The following is a 19701-nucleotide window of genomic DNA, read 5'->3' as shown; positions in this document are numbered from 1 at the left end:
TTATAAAAAAAGAGACTGTGTCTATTAAAGATTCAGTCTCTTTTTGCATTTTATAATGTTGAATATTGCTTGAAATATATTTTAGAAAGCAATTATTCTATTTTGAGGCGTTTTTTAATTCTGGTGCCGGGAATTTATTTCTGAGATCAAATACCAATTCCGAAACTCCGTTTTTCTGTAAATAATCTAATTTCTCGACAGCTTCTTCAAGAGTCGGAATATGTCCTTTTGGAATCCACCACATAGCAGTATGAGCTTTTCCAAATTTGAGAAACCATTCTTTACGGCGTTTCAAAAAATCACTGTGAAACGTTTTGTACATATAATGTTCCAGAGTTTCGATATTCTCCCAAACGGAAACATTTACAATTATCTGCTCATCATTATACGGATTCAGATTTGTTGCATTATAGCTGTCGTCTTTTAATCTCCAGACAAATCCATCGCTATTTTCGGCTAAAGTATTGATGAGGTCTAAATTATCTGTGAATTCCTTCATGATTGGATCGTTGATATCGACTCCTTTCATTTTGGCAATATTAATTTCGGCAAGATGATAATGACTCATATTTGTATGGTTTTGAATATCAGCCAAATTAATACTTTTTGAATTAATTATTTATAAACTAAATGAATATCACAAAAAGATTAGAATTTTGAAATTAAATTATATCAACAACAATTTTTCCAACCGCAGAACCATCACTTACAGCTTTATGCGCTTCCATGGCATTGTCCAGAGTGAATTTTCTTGAATCGATAATTGGTTTTAATTTTCCTTCTTCAATTAGTTTTGTAGTTTGTTTCAGGATATCACCATGATGTTTTCTTCTTTCATTACCAATCATTGGATGAAGCACAAAAACGCCATGAATACTTGCAGAACGGAGTGAACTTGTTGCAAGAGTATGTGTTCCAAAGGCATAACAACTTGCGATTTGACCGTAATGACGAATGGCTTTCAAGGAATCATCAAAAGATTGTCCGCCAAGTGTATCATAAATTACATCAAAACCGTTTCCGTCTGTGTATTGATTTACGTAATCTTCAACTGGAGTATTTTTATCAATTGGAGTTGCTCCAAATGATTTTACAAAATCTGCTTTTTGTTCAGAAACTGTTGCGTAAACTTCGGCACCAAGATTTTTGGCAAGCTGAACCACCATATGACCAACACCTCCGGCTCCTGCATGAACCAGAACTTTGTCGCCTTTTTGTACTTTGGCTCTATCGATTAAACCTTCCCAAGCGGTAAGCAATACCAGCGGAACTCCGGCAGCTTCTTTCATGGTTAAGTTTTTTGGTTTTATAGCCAATAAATCAGCGTCGACAGCAGTATATTCGGCTAGAGTTCCCTGAAGTCCTAAAACACCTCCGGCAAGTCCGTAAACTTCGTTACCAACTTTAAATTCTGTAACGCCTTCGCCAATTGCTTCGATTACTCCAGCAAGATCAGTTCCTAAAACGGCAGGCAAAACCGGTGATGCATAAGGCGAAAGTCCAAGTCTGATTTTGTTATCGATTGGGTTTACGCCACTTGCGTGTATTTTTACTAAAACTTCTCCTTTTTTAGGAGTTGGTTTTTCGATTTCGGTGCTTACAAATTCAGATTCGTAAGTATTAGTTAATAGTGCTCTCATTGTTTTCAGATTATAGTATTTGTACTGTTTTATAAACCTGAATTGGTGCAGCGACTAAACTTTCGCTTTTGTCAACAAAATCAAGTAAATACGGTTGATTATTATGGATATCAAGACCTGGTTGATCTTTCCATTCTTCCCAAATAATAAAAACATTATCACTATGGTGAAGATCGTAACGAACACAAGCATCTTCTTTTCTGGTTTCGGTAACCAAATGATTTAACATGCCTTGAACTTGTTCTATATTTTCGGTTTTACTTTTAAAAATTGCTGTAATTGAGATCATAATTGTGAAAATTTAAAGGTTAAAAGTTAAAAGTTTTTTCTAAGTGTTTTGTGTAATTTTCCTTAAAAATGCTAATGTTTTCGGCAGTTGCACCTTTTTCAACGTCATGAAAGTGGAAACCGTCCAGTTTTTCCATACCTACAAATTTATTCATTTTATGGAAACCAAACATAGCTCCGTCATCTACAGATGTTTCTTCGAAGAATTCTCCCGGAAGTGTAAAAGCTGTTGCAGGCGCATTCCAACTTGTGGTTAGCATATATTTACGGCCGTGTAACATTCCGCCAGTTCCGTAATTGATGTCAGGATTTACTCTGCTTCTTCCGTCGCTTTTGTAAATTCCTTTTTGGTGTCCGGCAGTAAAAACGTCGTCGATGTATTTTTTGAAAAGGTTTGGCAATTGAAACCACCAAACTGGTGTGTGATAAATCACTGCATCTGCCCAAACGAATTTTTCTACTTCTAGATCTAAGTCGAAATCTTGCTTGATATCAGTTGTTTTAATTTCGTAGTTTTTGCTTTTTAAGTACTCGATTGTCCAATCGGTAACGGTTTCATTGAATTTTCCACCTGAATGTGCAAAATTTTGACTTCCGTTGATGATAAATATTTTCTTCATAATTGTAATGTTCTTATGTATTCGTGAGTTTGTGTGAGGGATAGAAGTGAAAATCCTTTTTTATAAATTTTTTCTATTTATTAAAAAGATTGTAACGAATAGCCCGACCCGCTTTTTCTGCGGGTCACACCCAAATTATTTTTATTATTTTAATTTATTGAGCATAATTTTTAAACACATAGAAACATAGATTTTTCTTTTCTGAAAAGGGAATTGAAAGAAACTAGTTTCTAACGCATAGTTCTCAAAGTTTGTCATTTCGACGAAGGAGACCCGAGCGATAGCGAACAGACGAAGTAAATCTTCGCAAGTAGCTCCGCATAGTGAATTGCCAATCTTTGTAGAGTTTCTCGTGGAGATTTCTCCTTCGTCGAAATGACAATATTGCGTAAACTATGTTTGTTAATGCAAGTGAAACGCCTTTTTTGGATTGCTAAAGCTATGTTTCTATGTGTTTAAATATTATTTTAATTTTGAAATTGCCTGATTAATGAAATCTAATTCAGAAACAGATAAATCAAAATCTAATGTTTTTGCGTTTGAAATTGCTTGTTCTGCGTTTCTTGCTCCGGCTAAAACTATGGTGATTCCTTTTTGTAAAGTTGTCCAACGCAATACTAATTGTGAAATCGAAATGTGTTTTGCGTTTGCTAATGAACTTAATTCTTCGACTAAAGTTTTTACTTTTTGAAGATCAAACTGACCGAAATATCCGTTTCTGTGATCGTTGTCTTTTAGTTTACTGTCGGTGAAATATTTTCCGGTTAATAAACCTCTTTCCATTGGGCTGTAAGCAATGATTCCAATGTTTTCTGCAATTGTAAGCGGAACTAAATCAGTTTGAATTGCCTGATTTAACATGCTAAAAGGAACTTGATTTGAGGCTAATTGTATTGTTTTTTGTGCTTCTTTAATTTGTTCGATACTATAATTGCTAACTCCGGCTGCTTTGATTTTTCCTTGCTGAATCAAGGTCTCAAGCGCTTCCATTGTTTCGTGAATTGGAGTTGTAGCGTCTGGCCAGTGAATTTGTAATAGGTCGATATAATCTGTTTGAAGGCGTTTTAAGCTTTCTTCGACTTCTTTAATGATATTGCTTTTTGATGCGTATTTGTATACCGGGATTTTTTTTCCGTTGTCTTCGGCATCAAAAAAGAATTCTCCTTTGCCTTGATTGCTTCCGTCCCAAACTAAACCAAATTTGGTTAATAATTGAACTTTTGAACGATCTTTTGATTTTAAAGCTTCGCCAATCATTTCTTCGCTTAATCCAAATCCGTAGAATGGAGCGGTGTCGATTGTGGTTACGCCGTGATCGATTGATGCGTGAATGGAGTCGATTGAATCTTTCTTTTCGTTTCCGCCCCACATGTTTCCGCCAATGGCAAATGCACCGTATGTAATAGTTGATAATTCAAGTTCAGTATTGCCTAATTTTCTATATTCCATAATCTTATGTTTTAATGCTTAAAAATTGTTTGGCAAAATTATACCATTTTTAAGACTTTTAAGTTGTATATATTTGTCTTTTTTATGTAAATTTGTAGCCGAATTAATAAAGTGCATTATGAAAAAAGAAAATTTATACGAGCCTTTTACGGTTTCTTTCGAAACGCTGGACGAATATCCGGATGTTGGTGATCGTCATAATTTCTTTGAATTGGTTTATATTTTAGGCGGAACGGGAAGGCAATGTATCAACAAAAATATTTTTGAATATGATGCGGGACATTTGTTTTTATTGACGCCTGAGGATTGTCATAATTTTACAATTGAGACCAAAACGGAGTTTTTCTTTTTGAGGTTTAATGATATTTATTTGAAGAATTCGAGTTTGCAGAATGAGAATATTCAGCGTTTAGAATATATTCTGCAAAATGCAAATCATCAGCCAGGTTGTATTTTGAAAAATCATGCTGATAAATGTCTGGTAAAAGTTATGGTTGAAGCAATTATTCGCGAACATCAGGATAAAGATGTTTATAATAAAGAATTGATTCAGCAATTGGTGAATACTTTGATTATTGTGGTTGCCAGAAATATTGCCAAGTATTTACCTGAACAGGTAAACATTGGTTGTGAAGCCAAAGCGATGGATATTTTGCAATATATTCAGAACAATATTTATTATCCTGAAAGAATTAAAGCGGAATCTATCAGTGATTATTTCGGAATCTCGAATACGTATTTAGGACGTTATTTCAAGAAACATGCTAATGAAACGATGCAGCAATATATCAGTAATTACAAAACAAAACTGATCGAACATCGCTTGCAGTTTAGTGATAAACGTATTAACGAAATTGCGTATGAATTTGGTTTTACGGATGAAAGTCACTTTAATAAATTCTTTAAGAAACAAAGAGGGAATAGTCCATCTGAGTTTAGGAAAGTAATAAGAATTAGTGCATGATAATTGCACGCGGATGATGTGGATTTTTTTTGCCACAGATTTCACAGATTTAAAAATCCTTTTTAATCCTTTAATCAGTGGCAAAAAAATCTGTGTAAATTAGTGCAATTAGTGTTTAAATCTGGAATCAAAAATCATCCTTTTGGTGCTTAAAACTTTAATTCTTGAAGCATCTTCATGATTTGGATTGATCAGATAATTAAATTCCTGAGGTACAATGCTACTTGGAACTTTTAGTATTGCGGTTTCGTTATAATATACAAAATCATCACCAATCGTTTGGGTTATTAAAGATGGTGGTTTTGAATTCCAAATATCCGGTAGGTCTTTTATGTTCACTTCCTGAATTAAGACATCGTCCGGAATTTCAATTTCTACATAAAAACGATCAGAAGGTAAGTCTTCGCTAAGATCTAAATGTACAGAAACTTCAAGTGTAGCCAAAGCTCTGCTGTCAGCTGTATAAACTATTCGCGTGTTCAGACTATTCCAGCGATAACCTTCGGTCATTGAAGCTCCAATTCCGGTTAGGGTAGTGGTGAGGTATTTTTCTCTTTCGATTCTAAATACTATCATTACGCCAGATTTCCGAATTCTAATCTGTTAAGGCTAAATTTTACCTCATTGATTCCTGTCATCGTATCGAGCATATTCTCAGGCGTGCTTCCGCCAATAGAAAGGTTTGGTTTTTTTAGCCATCTCTGAAATTTTTCTTCTTCATGGTTAAAAACCTCTAAACCATAATCTATTAATTCGTTTATGAGAATTACAAGTTCGCTATCTCGGCTATCTAGTAATAAATGTTCGCTTTTTTTCTTGTTGTAAGTAGTTTGAGGAATACCTACAATGGCTAAAACTGATTTTACAGGATTGTTCAATCGTCGGCTAATTTCTTCGATTGAATCGTAAGGAATACCAGATCTGATAACTCCTACGCGCTCCAATTTATTACTCCAACTGTATTCCTTTCCGCCAGAATAAAGTGTAGACTTTCTGATAGATATGACTTTTCCAGAGGCATTATCAATGCTTCTTTGAGTGTCAAAAGGTTTTGTTTTTGGTGCTATTTTTGCCATGATACAACTGATTTGTTGTAAATGTACAACAATTTTGCTGTCTAGTTAAATAGTTTATTTAAAAATTAACAAAGCCAAGCGTAATATTTTTTAAAATCTTAGAAAAAGAATTAAATAATCTTCTTGATTACGCGCAAATTATGGGTGTGTTTGTTGAGTTCCGGATTATAGATTCCTAAATGGTCTAAACGGTCAATGCGTACTTTTCCACTTGCGTGAATGATGTAGTTATTGTCCATTATAATACCTACGTGAATGATGTTTCCTTCGGCATTGTCAAAAAAGGCTAAATCTCCTGCTTCGCTTTCTTCAATAAAGCTTAAAGGTTCGCCTTCAAGGGCTTGTTGTGAAGCGTCACGGTGAATTTTGTATCCGTTTAGTTTGTAAACCATTTGGGTTAAACCCGAACAATCAATTCCAAAAGGTGTTTTTCCGCCCCAAAGATAAGGTGCGTTCAAATACATAAAAGCGGTATTTACTATTGCGCTTTTAGGTTTTATGCCACTTGTTTTTGTGCCTTCGAAATCAAAGTTTGCAGTGTTGATTTCGCTATTATTCAAAAATGATAAAGATGCACCAAGCGGAATCGGTAATAATAAATTTTCAGGCGCACTGATATAATCAATCAAATCGGCATTAAGAATAATGGCGTCATTGCTCAATTGCTTGTAATTTGCTTCTGAGATAATTTGATATTGTTTAGAATCTACCCAACCTTCGTAGTCATCGAATTGTATTTTTATTCGGGCCCATTGATTTTGGCGTTCTAAAATCTCGATGTGTTCACCAAACAAAAGTTGTGTAACGATTTCACTTCTGTCACTTGGCTCAGATCGAACGGGTACTATGGCTAGATTGCAAATTCCGAACATTTAGGGTAATTTATTAGTTGAAAAAATTAGGAGTTATTTCGTTTAAAAATAACTCCTAACATATATTGTTTAAGCTCTTTCGATAACAATTGCTGATGCTCCACCACCACCATTGCAAATTGCAGCAGCTCCGGTTTTAGCATTGTTTTGTTCTAAAACATTAAGTAAAGTTACAATGATTCTTGCTCCTGAACATCCAAGAGGATGTCCTAAAGAAACTGCACCACCATTTACGTTTACTTTATCGTTATCAAGACCAAGGATTTTTGAATTGGCTAATCCAACAACGGCAAATGCTTCGTTGAATTCGAAATAATCAACATCGCCAATTGCAATTCCGGCTTTGTCTAAAGCTTTTGGTAATGCTTTTGCAGGACTCGTAGTAAACCATTTTGGTTCTTGAGCAGCATCTGCATAACCTTTTATGTAGGCTAGAGGTTTTAATCCTAATGCGATTGCTTTTTCTTCAGACATTAAAACCAAAGCTGCAGCTCCATCATTGATTGTTGATGCGTTTGCGGCTGTAACGGTTCCGTCTTTTGTAAAAACAGCGCTTAAAGAAGGGATTTTGTCTAATTTGACATTAGTGTATTCCTCGTCTTTAGAAACAATAACTGGTTCGCCACGTCTCTGCGGAACTTCTACAGGAACAATTTCGTTGTCGAATTTTCCTGCATCCCAAGCTTTTGCACTTCTTTCGTAAGATTGAATAGCAAAATTGTCTTGTTCTTCACGGCTAATGTTGTATTCAGTTGCACATAAGTCAGCGCAAACTCCCATTGCGTTGTTATCGTAAGCATCTGTCAAACCATCTTTTTGCATTCCGTCAAGCATTGTTGCAGGACCAAATTTGTTTCCGTTACGCATTTGTACGTAGTGCGGAATCAAACTCATGTTTTCCATTCCTCCAGCCACTACAATCTCAGCATCGCCACAAGCGATTGCCTGTGCAGCAAACATAACAGCTTTCATTCCTGAAGCGCAAACTTTGTTTACTGTTGTTGCAGCAACCTCATTAGATAGACCGGCGAAAAGTGCAGCCTGACGTGCTGGAGCTTGTCCAACTCCGGCTTGAACCACATTCCCCATGAATACTTCATCAACTAATTTTGGGTCAAGGTTAATTTTTTGTAGTGCTCCTTTTATAGCGGCAGCACCTAATTTTGGTGCGGGTACGGTAGATAAACCTCCCATGAAACTTCCGATAGGTGTTCTAACGGCAGAAACGATAACAACTCTTTTGTTCATTTTCTGTTAATATTAGTTAATCAAGCAAATTTACTCTTTATTTGAATAAATTCAAATTTTGGGGCAATTCGATTGGATTTTAAATTTAATATCAAATTTTTGTTAATTCTATTTGTTTGATTGTTAAGTGGTTTAAAAAAAAGATTGAAAAAAGTGAAAAAAAAGCGCTGAAATAGTTGTGAGATATGGAATGTTGTCTTACATTTGCAACCGCAAAACAGAACACGTTTCTTGAGCTTGGAGAGGTGCCAGAGCGGTAATGGAGCAGATTGCTAATCTGTCGACGAGTAATCGTCGCCAGGGTTCGAGTCCCTGTCTCTCCGCATAATAATTTGCTTATTGGGTATTGAAGAAATTCGATTATCGTGTCAAAAGCACAGATAGAATTTTCGGGGTATAGTGTAGCCCGGTTATCGTGTCCCGATTAAAATCGGGAAGAGCACAGATACGAATCTATAGCTAAAGCTCGGGGTGTAGCGTAGCCCGGTTATCGCGCCTGCTTTGGGAGCAGGAGGCCGCAGGTTCGAATCCTGCCACCCCGACAAAAACTTTGCCATAAAGTTTTAAAACAAATGGACGCATAGCTCAGCTGGATAGAGCACCTGCCTTCTAAGCAGGCGGTCGAAGGTTCGAATCCTTCTGCGTTCACATCAAAAGCCATTCAAACGAGTGGCTTTTTTGTTTTAATTCGCATGGTCAAAGAGTTTAGTTAGATAGAATTCTAACTTTGTATAAAGTTTAAAAATAATAAGGACGCATAGCTCAGCTGGATAGAGCATCCCGATTTTCAATTGGGACGGTCAGAAGGTTAAGTTTTAAAATAAATGGACGCATAGCTCAGCTGGATAGAGCACCTGCCTTCTAAGCAGGCGGTCGAAGGTTCGAATCCTTCTGCGTTCACTTTTAGATTTAGAAATTTAATCATTAAATGTTCTAAACCCTTATAAACCCTGCAAATTTTGAATTTGCAGGGTTTTTTATTTTTGCTCAATACCACCAAAATTTGCAAAAATACCCAAAGTTTCTGTGGCACATTCGTGGCGCATTTTAAATTTGTGAAAGTGCGCCACAAATTTCGGCTTAAGTATCTTAAATTCAACATGTAAAAGGCGTTAACGACTTGATTTATGGGTGTTAAAATTCGATATTTACTCACTTAAATTTTGAATTATGTTAGAAAGCAGTTTTGGATTAATTTTTTTTTTGAAAGTACCAAGGAATAAAGGAAGTGTTAGGTCTGTGTATCTTAGAATTACAGTTGACGGTATTCCAAAAGAAACCTCTATTAAGAGAATCTGGGAAATGAACAGGTGGAGCCAAAAAGAAGAACGTGCTATTGGAAACAAAGAAGATGCTAAGATTCTTAATTCGTTTCTTGACACACTTGAAGGACAAGTCAACCAGTATAAAAATGATTTGATCTACTCTCAACAGTCAATTAGTTCTGAAAAAATAATAAATTTTATTTTGGGCAAGAATGTTCCTAAGACAAAGGTGCTTGAAGAATTTGAACTTCATAATTATGAGGTGCTTGCTCTTGTGGATAAAAAAGAATATGCAATAGGAACTTATAAACGATTTGAAGTTGCTATAAAACATGCCAGGGAATTTATATTCTTTAAATATCGTTTAAAGGATATGGAGTTTAAAGACCTTAATTATGAATTTGTAAAGGATTATGAATTTTATCTCAAAACGGTCAAAAACTGTAATAACAATACAACTCTTAAATACATCTCTCAATTAAAGAAAATTGTGATGAGAGCTATTGACAAGGAAATTATAACAAAGGATCCTTTTAGAACATTTAAAGGCAGGAAAACGAAAACAAATAAAAAACCGTTAACGGCACATGAACTTTACACAATTGAAAATCATAATTTTTTGACAGAAAGACTTAATAATGTGAGGGATATATTTGTTTTTCAATGTTATACAGGTCTTGCCTATGTTGATGTTTTGCAATTAAAGATAAGTAATATAAAAATTGGTCTGAATGGTGAGAAATGGATTATGTCAGAGCGTCAAAAAACTGGATTAGCAACTAACATACCCTTATTGCCAAAAGCTCTTGAAATAATGGATAAACACAAAGAACATCCACTGTGTTTAGAGAGAAGATCTGTCCTGCCTGTCATCTCAAACCAGAAAATGAATGAATATCTAAAAGAAATTGCTGAAGTATGTGGATTAGATGTAATTTTAAATACACATAAAGCAAGAAGGACTTTTGGAAGTACTGTAACTCTAGGTAATGATGTACCTATACATGTTGTAAAAGAAATGCTAGGCCATTCATCTGTTAAACAGACTGAGGAGTATGCTATAACCGAACAAGCAGCAATCGGCCGTGAGATGCAGGGATTAACGAAAAGACTTGCGGCTAAGGAAAATGTTTCATGTGATTTAAATTTACAAACAATCGAGCGGATGGAGAAGGAACTTAGCGAAATGAAAAAGAAACTGGCATTAAAGCTTGGGAATTAATAAATTGACAAGTGGCAAAAACGTATTAATTGCCAAAGAGTTCAATGCCATAAACATAAAGGTCAGGGGGTATTGGTAGCTCCTGCAAAAACGGCTAAAAATCCCATACCTGCCAAAAGGCCTGTGGGTAAAGTGGAAAAATTGGTCAATCAGACCATATACTTTCTGTACAATTTGAATAGTAGTTTCGGAATGCAGTGACCAACATTCTTCAATTTTAATTGATCATAATAATTTGGAATTAATTCGAGTCTAAGTTGTTGTTAGTGAGTTTCTAATATTTCGTTTGTCATATTATGAAATCCTACTAAATATAGGATAAAATTAAACCAAATCACGATTGTCATTTCATTTTGACAGATAATGATCAATTAAATCAATTTTTCCAGATATATAACGAGTGGTTAGTATAGTTGTTCAAGCAGTTTTTATTCTGCGTAATTTTTTTTAAGATAAATTTGTAAAAAAAAACTTCTATTTATTTTTTTAATGTGTTGGTGTTTAGTATGTTTGAAAAATAAATAAACAATTAAGTATAAATTTATACTATAAAAAATTTTTTTTTAATAGTATTTTTTTTTATTAATTATTATAAAAATGTGTGTTTTATATGGTTAATTTTTAATAAAAAATAATACTTATATTATATCCAGACTTCTGGAAAATGTCTTTTACTTCATTTTATCTCTACTTATTATCTTCTTCTTATAAGCCTAACGATTTATCTCATTTAGATACAATTTAAAATCTTTGGAATTTAAACTTTTCGCTAGAATCTATTTTAACATTTTTTTCTGTTAATAATAAATTATTTGACAACCCATAATATCAAATCTTATGAAGAATAAATTACTCTCCGTATTATTGTTTTTAGGTAGTTATACAGCTTATTCTCAGGTTGGTATTGGAACACCAGTGCCAAATTCTTCTTCGCAATTAGAAGTTGTTGCTACTGATAAAGGTGTATTAATTCCTAGAATTAATTTGACTAGTTCGACTGATGTTACAACTATTAAAAATGGAAATATAAATAGTTTATTAGTATTTAATACCGTCAGTATTTCTGATATCACTCCTGGTTACTACTATTGGTACAATAACAAATGGAATAGGATTGTTATTTCAAGCGAAATATCTCAGAGTCCTGGTACAGTTATTTATAATCCCGTTAACCAGCAATTTACATATATTGATTCATCAGGTAATAGTCAGATATTAGACTTCAATTCAATTGTAAAAACCAATGAAACAATAACGACACTTGTAAGTAATATAGATGGTTCTTATACATATACCAATGAAGCTGGAATGGCTGTGAATATTGATGTTATAGGTGATGTGACCACAAATTTCACTACGATTGCAAACAACCCAGCAGTAACGAATATAATTGAGAATATTGTAAATAAGACAAAAGGAATTGTCACATTTAATTCGAGCACAAATCAATTTAGTTATGTAGATGCCAGCGGGACTACACAAGTAATAGACATTAGTACTGTTGTTAAGGCCAACGAAACCTTAACTACACTTGTAAATAATGGTGCGGGTTCTTATACTTATACTAATGAAGCCGGAACAGCTGTAAATATTGATGTTGTTGGCGATGTAACTACAAATTTTACGACGATTGCAAATGATCCTGCTGTGACCAATATTATTCAGAATATTGTGAATAAAACAGAAGGCAATGTCACTTTTGACGCTGCAACCAATCAGTTTAGTTATGTTGATGCTTCTGGAAATACGCAATTAGTTGATATAAGCACCATTGTAAAAGCAAATGAAACCTTAACTACACTTGTAAATAATGGTGCTGGTTCTTATACTTATACTAATGAAGCCGGAACAGCCGTAAATATTGATGTTGTTGGCGACGTAACTACAAATTTCACGACCATTGCAAATGATCCTGCGGTCACAAATATTATTCAGAATATTGTCAATAAAACAGAAGGCAATGTGACTTTTGATGCTACAACCAATCAGTTTAGTTATGTTGATGCTTCAGGAAACACACAATTAGTAGATATTAGTACAATTGTAAAAGCCAATGAAACCTTAACTACACTTGTAAATAATGGTGCTGGTTCTTATACTTACACTAATGAAGCCGGAACAGCCGTAAATATTGACATAGTTGGCGATGTAACTACAAATTTTACGACCATTGCAAATGATCCTGCTGTCACAAATATAATTGAGAATATTGTAAACAAAACAGAAGGCAATGTCACTTTTGATGCTACAACCAATCAGTTTAGTTATGTTGATGCTTCAGGGAATACACAATTAGTAGATATTAGTACAATTATAAAAGCAAATGAAACCATTACAACTTTGGATAAAGATGCTTCTAACAACGGAAAATATATTTATACAAGTGAAAATAGTACTCAAACAACAATAGATGTTGTTGGCGATGTTATAAATAATTCATCAACGATTCTTACTAATCCGGCTTTTATAACAGAATTAACAAATGTTATAAAAGCAAATGAAACAATCACAACCCAATCTCAAGATTTGGGAACAGGAACCATAACCTATACGAATGAAGCAGGTGCAGCGGTCACAGCTCAAGTAGTCAGTACTGATACAGGAAATCTTGTAAAAGTCGGTACCGATGGCGGAGCATTTTTAAATGCAGGAGCATTGCCCGTTACAACAGTGGCCAATAACTCAACAGCTAATGCATTGAATACTACCGTAAATGGTCTTACAGGCGCGGATGTAAATATCATTAATTCGAATACTTTAGAGGCAGTAAATGGTAATTTAGTGTCAACCGTAAATGGTGTTGCTACAACACCTTCTATTCCAGTGCTAATATCTGCAGATAATGCTCTAACTGTAACAAATGGTAATGCACAATTGGGAGGAACACTAATAATCCCTACAACAATAACTACTGATGCGACCAATACTCTGGCAGTAGCAGGTTTGCAGACAGGAACTTCATCAGACAACATTGTTGTTGCCGATGCCTCAGGAGTTTTAAAAACAGTAACGCCAGGTTCATTGATTCCTGTAACTACAGTTTCAAATACTTCAACAATAAATAGCTTAAGTACAACAGTAAATGGTGTAACAGGAACTGATGTTCCTATTATTAACAGTAATGCAGCATCATTGACAGGGGCAAGTTTGACCACAACAGTAAACGGAATTACAAGTACAGCTTTAGACTTGACACCAGCCATTGCAGCTGGACAAACAATTACGAACTTAACACAAGATCCTGCCAGCGGTGTAATATCGTATACCAATGAAAATGCAGTTGATCAAATTGCAGTTGTCACTAGTACTGACCCAGGAAATGTTTTAACAGTTGGGACAGATGGCGGAAGTTTATTGACTCCTGCGGCCATTACAAGCGCGACAACAGTTTCAAATGCATCAGCAACAAATACAGCAACAGTAACAGTAAACGGAGTAACCAGTACCGGGGCTCCAATTGTTAACAGTAATGAAGTTTCATTGGCAGGGTCTAGTTTGACTACAACAGTAAATGGAGTTGCAAGCACGTCATTAGATTTGACTCCCGCCATTGCAGCAGCTACTACAGTTTCAAATAGTTCGGCATCAAATAGTTTAACAACTACTGTAAATGGGATAACAGGAACAGCAGTTGATATCATCAATAGTAACGTTTTGTCAACTACAGGGAACACTTTAACTTCAACAATCAATGGAGAGCCAAGTAATGCGATTGATCTAACTTCTGTCATTGCCGCGGGAGAAACAACTACGAATCTTACGCAAGATATAAGTACAGGCTTAATTACTTATACTAATGAGGATTCAGTTGATCAAACTGCTGTTGTAACAAGTACTGATGCAGGGAATATTATGACAGTTGGTACAGACGGTGGAGGATTTGTTAATGCTGCCACTATAAAAGCGAATGAAACAATAACTACGATAACGCCAATTATTAACTCAGGCAGTACTATCGCTACATATACTAATGAGGCGGGAGGAACACCTGTTGACATTCAACAAACTGTAACGAAACTAAGTCAAGATTTAGGTACTGGAATTATAACTTTTACTAATGAGGATGGTTTAGTTACTAATTCTCAAGTAGTCAGCACAGATGTAGGGAATATTGTAACGGTAGGTACAGACGGTGGAGGATTCGTTAATGCTGCGATTATAAAAGCCAATGAGACAATCACTACGATAACTCCAATTATTACCTCAGGCAGTACTATCGCTACTTATACTAATGAAGCTGGAGGAACACCGATAGAAATAAAAGAAACTGTTACGTCATTAAAAGACATTGTAACTGATGCAACAGATCCGTTTGGAAATGTATTTGATTTGCATACATTAACTTATACAGATGAAACCAATACACCATATCCAATCGATATGAAGGTTTTAGTTAAAGGTGTTGAAACATTAACTTCATTAAATTATGATGGGGCAGCACATTCGTTAATTTATAATGATGAAGCTGGAAATGCAACAGAGTTTAAAATGGTCGATTTAATTGGAGATGCCGAAACTTTAACCACTTTGGCTGTAAACGCGACTACATCAACATTAGATTATACAGATGAACATAAGGTAGTAACTCAGCTGGATTTGGGTGCAGCCGTAAAAGAACCTTGGTATAGTACAACCACCCATATAGGAGCAACATTAAATACTGAGGATGTATATATGAGTGGCTGGGTAGGAATAGGTTTTACTGCTCCATCTACAGCTCCAAATGAAAAATTAAGAGTTAACGGGGCGATATCGACTGTAAATAATTATTATGCCGATTATGTATTTGAAGATTATTTTAAAGGATTTTCAACTATAAAATCTGATTACAAATTTAAAAGTTTACCTGAGATAGAAGCTTTTATTAAAAAAAATAAACACCTTCCGGGTATTACACCTATAAATGAATTGGAGAAAACAAAAGAAGGTTATTCTTTTAATATGTCGGAATTATCAATTCAATTATTAGAAAAAACGGAAGAACTTTACTTGTATACAATAGAACAGAATAAAATAAATGAAGCTCAAAATAAAGAAATTGAAGCAAAAGAAAAAGAGATAAAAGAATTAAAAGAAGCTTCAAGAGTAATGAATTTACGTCTTGAAAGACTCGAAAAACTAATAGCGGAAAAAGATAATTAAAGTTGCTTTTTGATTTTTTTTAAGCATTTAAAAATAATAGGCAACAACTAACATTATTATAGACTTAAATAATAAGATTATGAAAGTAAAAACATACAAAGTACAAAAAAGCAACTTAGTAATATTCTTCATTTTATTTAGTTTTACTTCTCTTTTTGCTCAGGTTAACAATACAAAAATAAAAGACGGAACAGTAAGTACAGGACCGGAACCAGCAAAACCAGGAGCAATTTTTGAATTAGAAAGCAATAATAAAGGAATGCTTACATCTCGGATGACAACTGCGCAGAGAGATGCGATACCAACAGGTAATTTAACGGATGGTTTGTTAATATTCAATACAACAACTGGGTGTTTTGATTATTGGAGTGTCATGCAAAATATATGGCTGAGTATTTGTGGAACATTACCTCCTGCGGTATTCGAAATTTCAACAGATCAATGTAGTGCAGTTCAGGCTTTTGGCTCTTACAACCAGGGTGGAATATTAATGGCATCTGATTATTTAACACTACCTGTTACTGTTTCACAGCCTGGAGTTTATACGATTTCGGCTACTACCACTAATGGCTATTATTTTGGATCAAGCGGAACTTTTCCAACAGCAGGAACCTATACCTTAAATTTACCTGGCACCGGTACCCCAAATAATGGTTATGTTGCACCAGATCCCGGAGATGAAGTGAATATTGTATTGAATGGTAAAACCAGTTCTTGTGTTCCAAATATTTTTGTTAGTAAGGCAGATGTTGACTATGTTATAAATTGTGGCGTTATAAATACGGAAGGTAATTATTATCTCGGTATTCCTCTCACAGTCTCGAATAAATTAACTGTTAGTGTAAATCCTATTTCTGTGGGCTTTTGGAGTATGAATACAAATACTGTAAATGGATACTCTTTCAGCGGAACAGGAAATTTTACGGATTTAACACCTAACCAGACGGTTGAGTTATTAGGAACGGGAACACCTATTGCATCTGGCCTAAATAGTTTTAATCTTATCTCTAATGCAACAACTACGGCAACGGGGTCTTGTTCGGGGATTTCAGTTACTGTTGCACCGGTTGCATATACAATTAATTGTGTGGGAGCAACGCAAAATGGCTCCTATATGCAAGATGTTGCTTTAACTGCCAGTAATACAATAACCTTGCCTATTAATGTAATGGCAACAGGTCAAACCACAATTACAACGACTACCGCTAGCGGAATAACATTTAGTTCTGGATTAATAAATTTATCGACTTTAGGAGCACAAAATGTAACTTTAATAGGTTCAGGAACACCCAATGCTTCCGGAACAGCTGCATTAACCGTTACTGGAAGCCCTGGTGCAGCGGCAACCTGTTCATTGAATGTAACTATTGCAGCTCAACCCGTTACTTATACGACAAATTGTACCGGAATTACAACAAGTGGTAGTTATGCTCCAGGAATAGCAATGGTAGCCAGCAATACAATGACTGTTCCGGTAACCGTTACTTATGTAGGAAACTATAGTATTACAACAAATATTATTAACGGTGTTAGTTTCTCAGGTACAGGAACATTTGCGACAACAGGAGCGCAAAACGTCGTGCTTATTGCCAGCGGTACACCAACTTCAGGAGGAACATTCTCCTATGCAATTACAGCAAATAGCACAAATGGATCTATAGCTTGTAATAAAAGCGTAACGTATGTATTCCGAACAATGAAAGTTTTAGGACTTGGAGACGGAATGTATCAACCGGGAACCGCCGGTACAGGTGATGCTTCTAGAGCTATATTGGCGGCAACGGCAAATTTTGGACCAACAGGGACTGTTCAAGTTCAGGCAATAACAATTATTAATGGCGGAACAAATCAAGGAACTACCTTAAAAAACTTAATTAATACAAATAGCATTGATATAATAGTAATTGGGTATAATTTTATTCCAAATGCGTCATCAATAACAATTTTAGATGATTTTGTCAAAAACAAAAAAGGAGTTTTAATTCATTCTCAGGAAAATGATGCAACTAGTACTGCAAATTTAATTAATACAATTTGTGGTTCGTCAACAGCAGTTGCCAGCGGAACAGGAACAACTTATACAAATCCTATTTTAAGTGTTTCTGATCCTCTTTTAGAGGGGCCTTTTGGAATTATTCAAGGGTTTAGTTTAGGTAGTGATGTAAACAACTCTTATTATGTTACTGGTCTGCCAGCTAATGTAACAAGTTTATCAACCCAGAATGCTAATGCAACGAGAATTTTCGCATTTAAACACAATACTTTAGGATATATGTATGTTGGAGATTCAGGATGGACTGCCGGACAAGTTACCAATACTTCTACTACCACATGGCCAGCAAAATTTTCATCAACTGGAGTTCCTCAGCCAAAAGCGTATAATTCTGGAATTACAGTTTATAATAGTATTATGTATGCTAATGCAATGGCGTGGGCTATTCAATACGTGCAAGCAAATATTAATACTGCTTATGTTATTCCTTAGAACATTGAAATCTATTAAACACCTCTTTTATAAAGTAGAAATGAGGTGTTTAAAACAACTTTAATCGATCATTTTAAATAAAAAAGATATGATAAAAATGAACGTAAAATATAGTCTTATATCAATACTTTTTATTGGTAATCTTGCAGCGCAAACAATAAATATTGGCGAATTGTCAGTTGCGCCCAATACACAACTTTCAACTCTTTTTGATTTTGATAATAAACCAAATGGAGATGTTTTAAATGACGGGAATTTTTATGTTTATGCCAATTTCAAAAATGACGGATTAGTTACTTTTACTGATTTGGGTAATGGAAAAACTTTTTTTTTAGGAAATAAAACACAATTGATTGAAGGTTCTCAAATTTCTCATTTTCAAAATATTGAATTCAATAATACATCGTCATTGATGCCTTTTCATTTAAGTACCGTGATCAGTGTCAATAATTTGGCAGAGTACAAGTTTGGAGTAATAGATGCGGACAGTTATGATGGCAAAATGATTTTTGAAGAAAAAGCTTTTCATTCAGATGCAAGTAATTTGAGCTTTGTTGATGGAGAAGTTGAAAATATTGGAAACTTAAATTTTGAATTTCCTGTGGGAGATAATCTTTATTTCAGACCCTCATATCATGATAAAGCAGCAAATACAACCAATGTTTATACAACTCAGTATTTTTTGGATAGTACAGGAGTTCTTCACCCTTATACCAGTAAGGAAGACACAATTTTATCTATTGATGAGGTCGAATATTGGAACATAACCCAAGATCAGGGAAGTGAAAAAATTGTCTTAACACTAACTTTAGATACCAATACAACGCCTCTAGCTTTTTTCTTTCAAGAGAACTCTTTAACTGAATTAGCAATCGTACGTTGGGACACTTCCACATCAAAATGGATTAATGAAAAAGGTGTCACTACAGATCTTCTTGCTGGAGCAAATTATTCAAAAATGGTTACAACCCAAGTAAGTGGCTACGGAATTTTTACGATAGCGATAGTTAAAAAAACAAATATTACCCCTGATAGTGATGTAGTTATTTACAATGCAATATCGCCTAATGGAGATGGTATAAACGACAAGTTTGTGATAAAGGGAATAGACAAATATCCTGATAATAGAGTTGAAATTTATAATCGTTGGGGAGTAAAAGTATTTGATGCAGATTCTTATAACGAAAATGATAATATGTTTAAAGGATATTCAGACGGACGAACTACAGTTGATAGAAGCGTTGGCCTTCCGGCTGGAACTTATTTTTATATTTTGAAGTATAAAAAAGGAAATGAGACCATCAATAAAACGGGGTATTTATATATCAGTAATGACAAGTGATTTGAAAAAAAATTAAAAGACAACTACTTAAATCTTCTTTTTTAAAGCTAAAAGATTTATAAAAGTGTATAACATTCTTCTATTGTTT

Annotated in this window: 14 protein-coding genes and 4 tRNA genes; 9 read left to right on the top strand and 9 right to left on the bottom strand. The window is 34.6% G+C overall.

Features of this window, described 5'->3' with window-relative positions; all coding sequences use genetic code 11:
- Positions 1–97: 97 nt before the first annotated feature.
- From CLU81_RS04540 to CLU81_RS04520, 5 genes are all read right to left on the bottom strand, one after another.
- On the bottom strand, positions 98–568 hold the full coding sequence (locus CLU81_RS04540) for a DUF3291 domain-containing protein (protein ID WP_099708735.1): 471 nt from the start codon (positions 566–568) through the stop codon (positions 98–100).
- Between the two features lie 94 nt (positions 569–662).
- Positions 663–1640, bottom strand: a complete 978-nt coding sequence (locus CLU81_RS04535) for a zinc-dependent alcohol dehydrogenase family protein (protein ID WP_099708734.1) — start codon at positions 1638–1640, stop codon at positions 663–665.
- A gap of 10 nt (positions 1641–1650) precedes the next feature.
- Positions 1651–1929 carry a putative quinol monooxygenase gene (locus CLU81_RS04530; RefSeq protein ID WP_099708733.1) on the bottom strand — a complete coding sequence of 93 codons (279 nt, stop codon included), beginning with the start codon at positions 1927–1929 and terminating at the stop codon, positions 1651–1653.
- Positions 1930–1948: 19 nt separating this feature from the next.
- The gene (locus tag CLU81_RS04525) at positions 1949–2548 is read right to left on the bottom strand and encodes an NAD(P)H-dependent oxidoreductase (protein WP_099708732.1); all 600 of its coding nucleotides are present in this window, start codon (positions 2546–2548) and stop codon (positions 1949–1951) included.
- 462 nt (positions 2549–3010) lie between these two features.
- On the bottom strand, positions 3011–3997 hold the full coding sequence (locus tag CLU81_RS04520; protein ID WP_099708731.1) for an aldo/keto reductase: 987 nt from the start codon (positions 3995–3997) through the stop codon (positions 3011–3013).
- Positions 3998–4115: 118 nt separating this feature from the next.
- Here CLU81_RS04520 and CLU81_RS04515 point away from each other — a divergent pair, with 118 nt between their 5' ends.
- The gene (locus CLU81_RS04515; protein ID WP_099708730.1) at positions 4116–4961 is read left to right on the top strand and encodes an AraC family transcriptional regulator; all 846 of its coding nucleotides are present in this window, start codon (positions 4116–4118) and stop codon (positions 4959–4961) included.
- A gap of 108 nt (positions 4962–5069) precedes the next feature.
- Here CLU81_RS04515 and CLU81_RS04510 read toward each other — a convergent pair whose 3' ends face one another.
- The 4 genes from CLU81_RS04510 to CLU81_RS04495 form a co-directional block, all read right to left on the bottom strand.
- Positions 5070–5537 (bottom strand): RES family NAD+ phosphorylase, encoded by a 468-nt coding sequence (locus CLU81_RS04510; RefSeq protein WP_099708729.1) that lies wholly within the window; start codon positions 5535–5537, stop codon positions 5070–5072.
- On the bottom strand, positions 5537–6037 hold the full coding sequence (locus CLU81_RS04505; RefSeq protein WP_099708728.1) for an antitoxin Xre/MbcA/ParS toxin-binding domain-containing protein: 501 nt from the start codon (positions 6035–6037) through the stop codon (positions 5537–5539). Before CLU81_RS04505 ends, CLU81_RS04510 begins: the two co-directional genes overlap by 1 nt.
- 110 nt (positions 6038–6147) lie before the next feature.
- Entirely contained in the window at positions 6148–6909 is a 762-nt protein-coding gene (locus tag CLU81_RS04500) for a C40 family peptidase (protein ID WP_099708727.1), read from the bottom strand.
- A 69-nt stretch (positions 6910–6978) separates the two neighbouring features.
- The gene (locus CLU81_RS04495) at positions 6979–8157 is read right to left on the bottom strand and encodes an acetyl-CoA C-acyltransferase (protein ID WP_099708726.1); all 1179 of its coding nucleotides are present in this window, start codon (positions 8155–8157) and stop codon (positions 6979–6981) included.
- 239 nt (positions 8158–8396) lie between these two features.
- Between CLU81_RS04495 and CLU81_RS04490 the strand changes: the two genes are divergently transcribed.
- The 8 genes from CLU81_RS04490 (at position 8397) to CLU81_RS04455 (ending at position 19613) form a co-directional block, all read left to right on the top strand.
- Positions 8397–8480: transfer RNA gene (locus CLU81_RS04490), tRNA-Ser, on the top strand.
- A gap of 144 nt (positions 8481–8624) precedes the next feature.
- Positions 8625–8699: transfer RNA gene (locus CLU81_RS04485), tRNA-Pro, on the top strand.
- 32 nt (positions 8700–8731) lie between these two features.
- Positions 8732–8805 (top strand) — tRNA-Arg (locus CLU81_RS04480).
- A gap of 178 nt (positions 8806–8983) precedes the next feature.
- Positions 8984–9057 (top strand) — tRNA-Arg (locus CLU81_RS04475).
- A gap of 270 nt (positions 9058–9327) precedes the next feature.
- The gene (locus tag CLU81_RS04470) at positions 9328–10644 is read left to right on the top strand and encodes a site-specific integrase (protein ID WP_099708725.1); all 1317 of its coding nucleotides are present in this window, start codon (positions 9328–9330) and stop codon (positions 10642–10644) included.
- 837 nt (positions 10645–11481) lie between these two features.
- The gene (locus CLU81_RS04465; RefSeq protein WP_099708724.1) at positions 11482–15786 is read left to right on the top strand and encodes a hypothetical protein; all 4305 of its coding nucleotides are present in this window, start codon (positions 11482–11484) and stop codon (positions 15784–15786) included.
- A 79-nt stretch (positions 15787–15865) separates the two neighbouring features.
- Positions 15866–18271, top strand: coding sequence for a hypothetical protein (locus CLU81_RS04460; protein ID WP_099708723.1), 2406 nt, complete (start codon positions 15866–15868; stop codon positions 18269–18271).
- 88 nt (positions 18272–18359) lie between these two features.
- Positions 18360–19613: a gliding motility-associated C-terminal domain-containing protein gene (locus CLU81_RS04455; RefSeq protein WP_099708722.1), complete on the top strand. Its 1254-nt coding sequence runs from the start codon at positions 18360–18362 to the stop codon at positions 19611–19613.
- The last annotated feature ends 88 nt before the right edge of the window (positions 19614–19701 follow it).

Source organism: Flavobacterium sp. 9 (assembly GCF_002754195.1).
GTDB lineage: Bacteria > Bacteroidota > Bacteroidia > Flavobacteriales > Flavobacteriaceae > Flavobacterium.
This window is presented reverse-complemented; position numbering and strand designations above follow the sequence as displayed.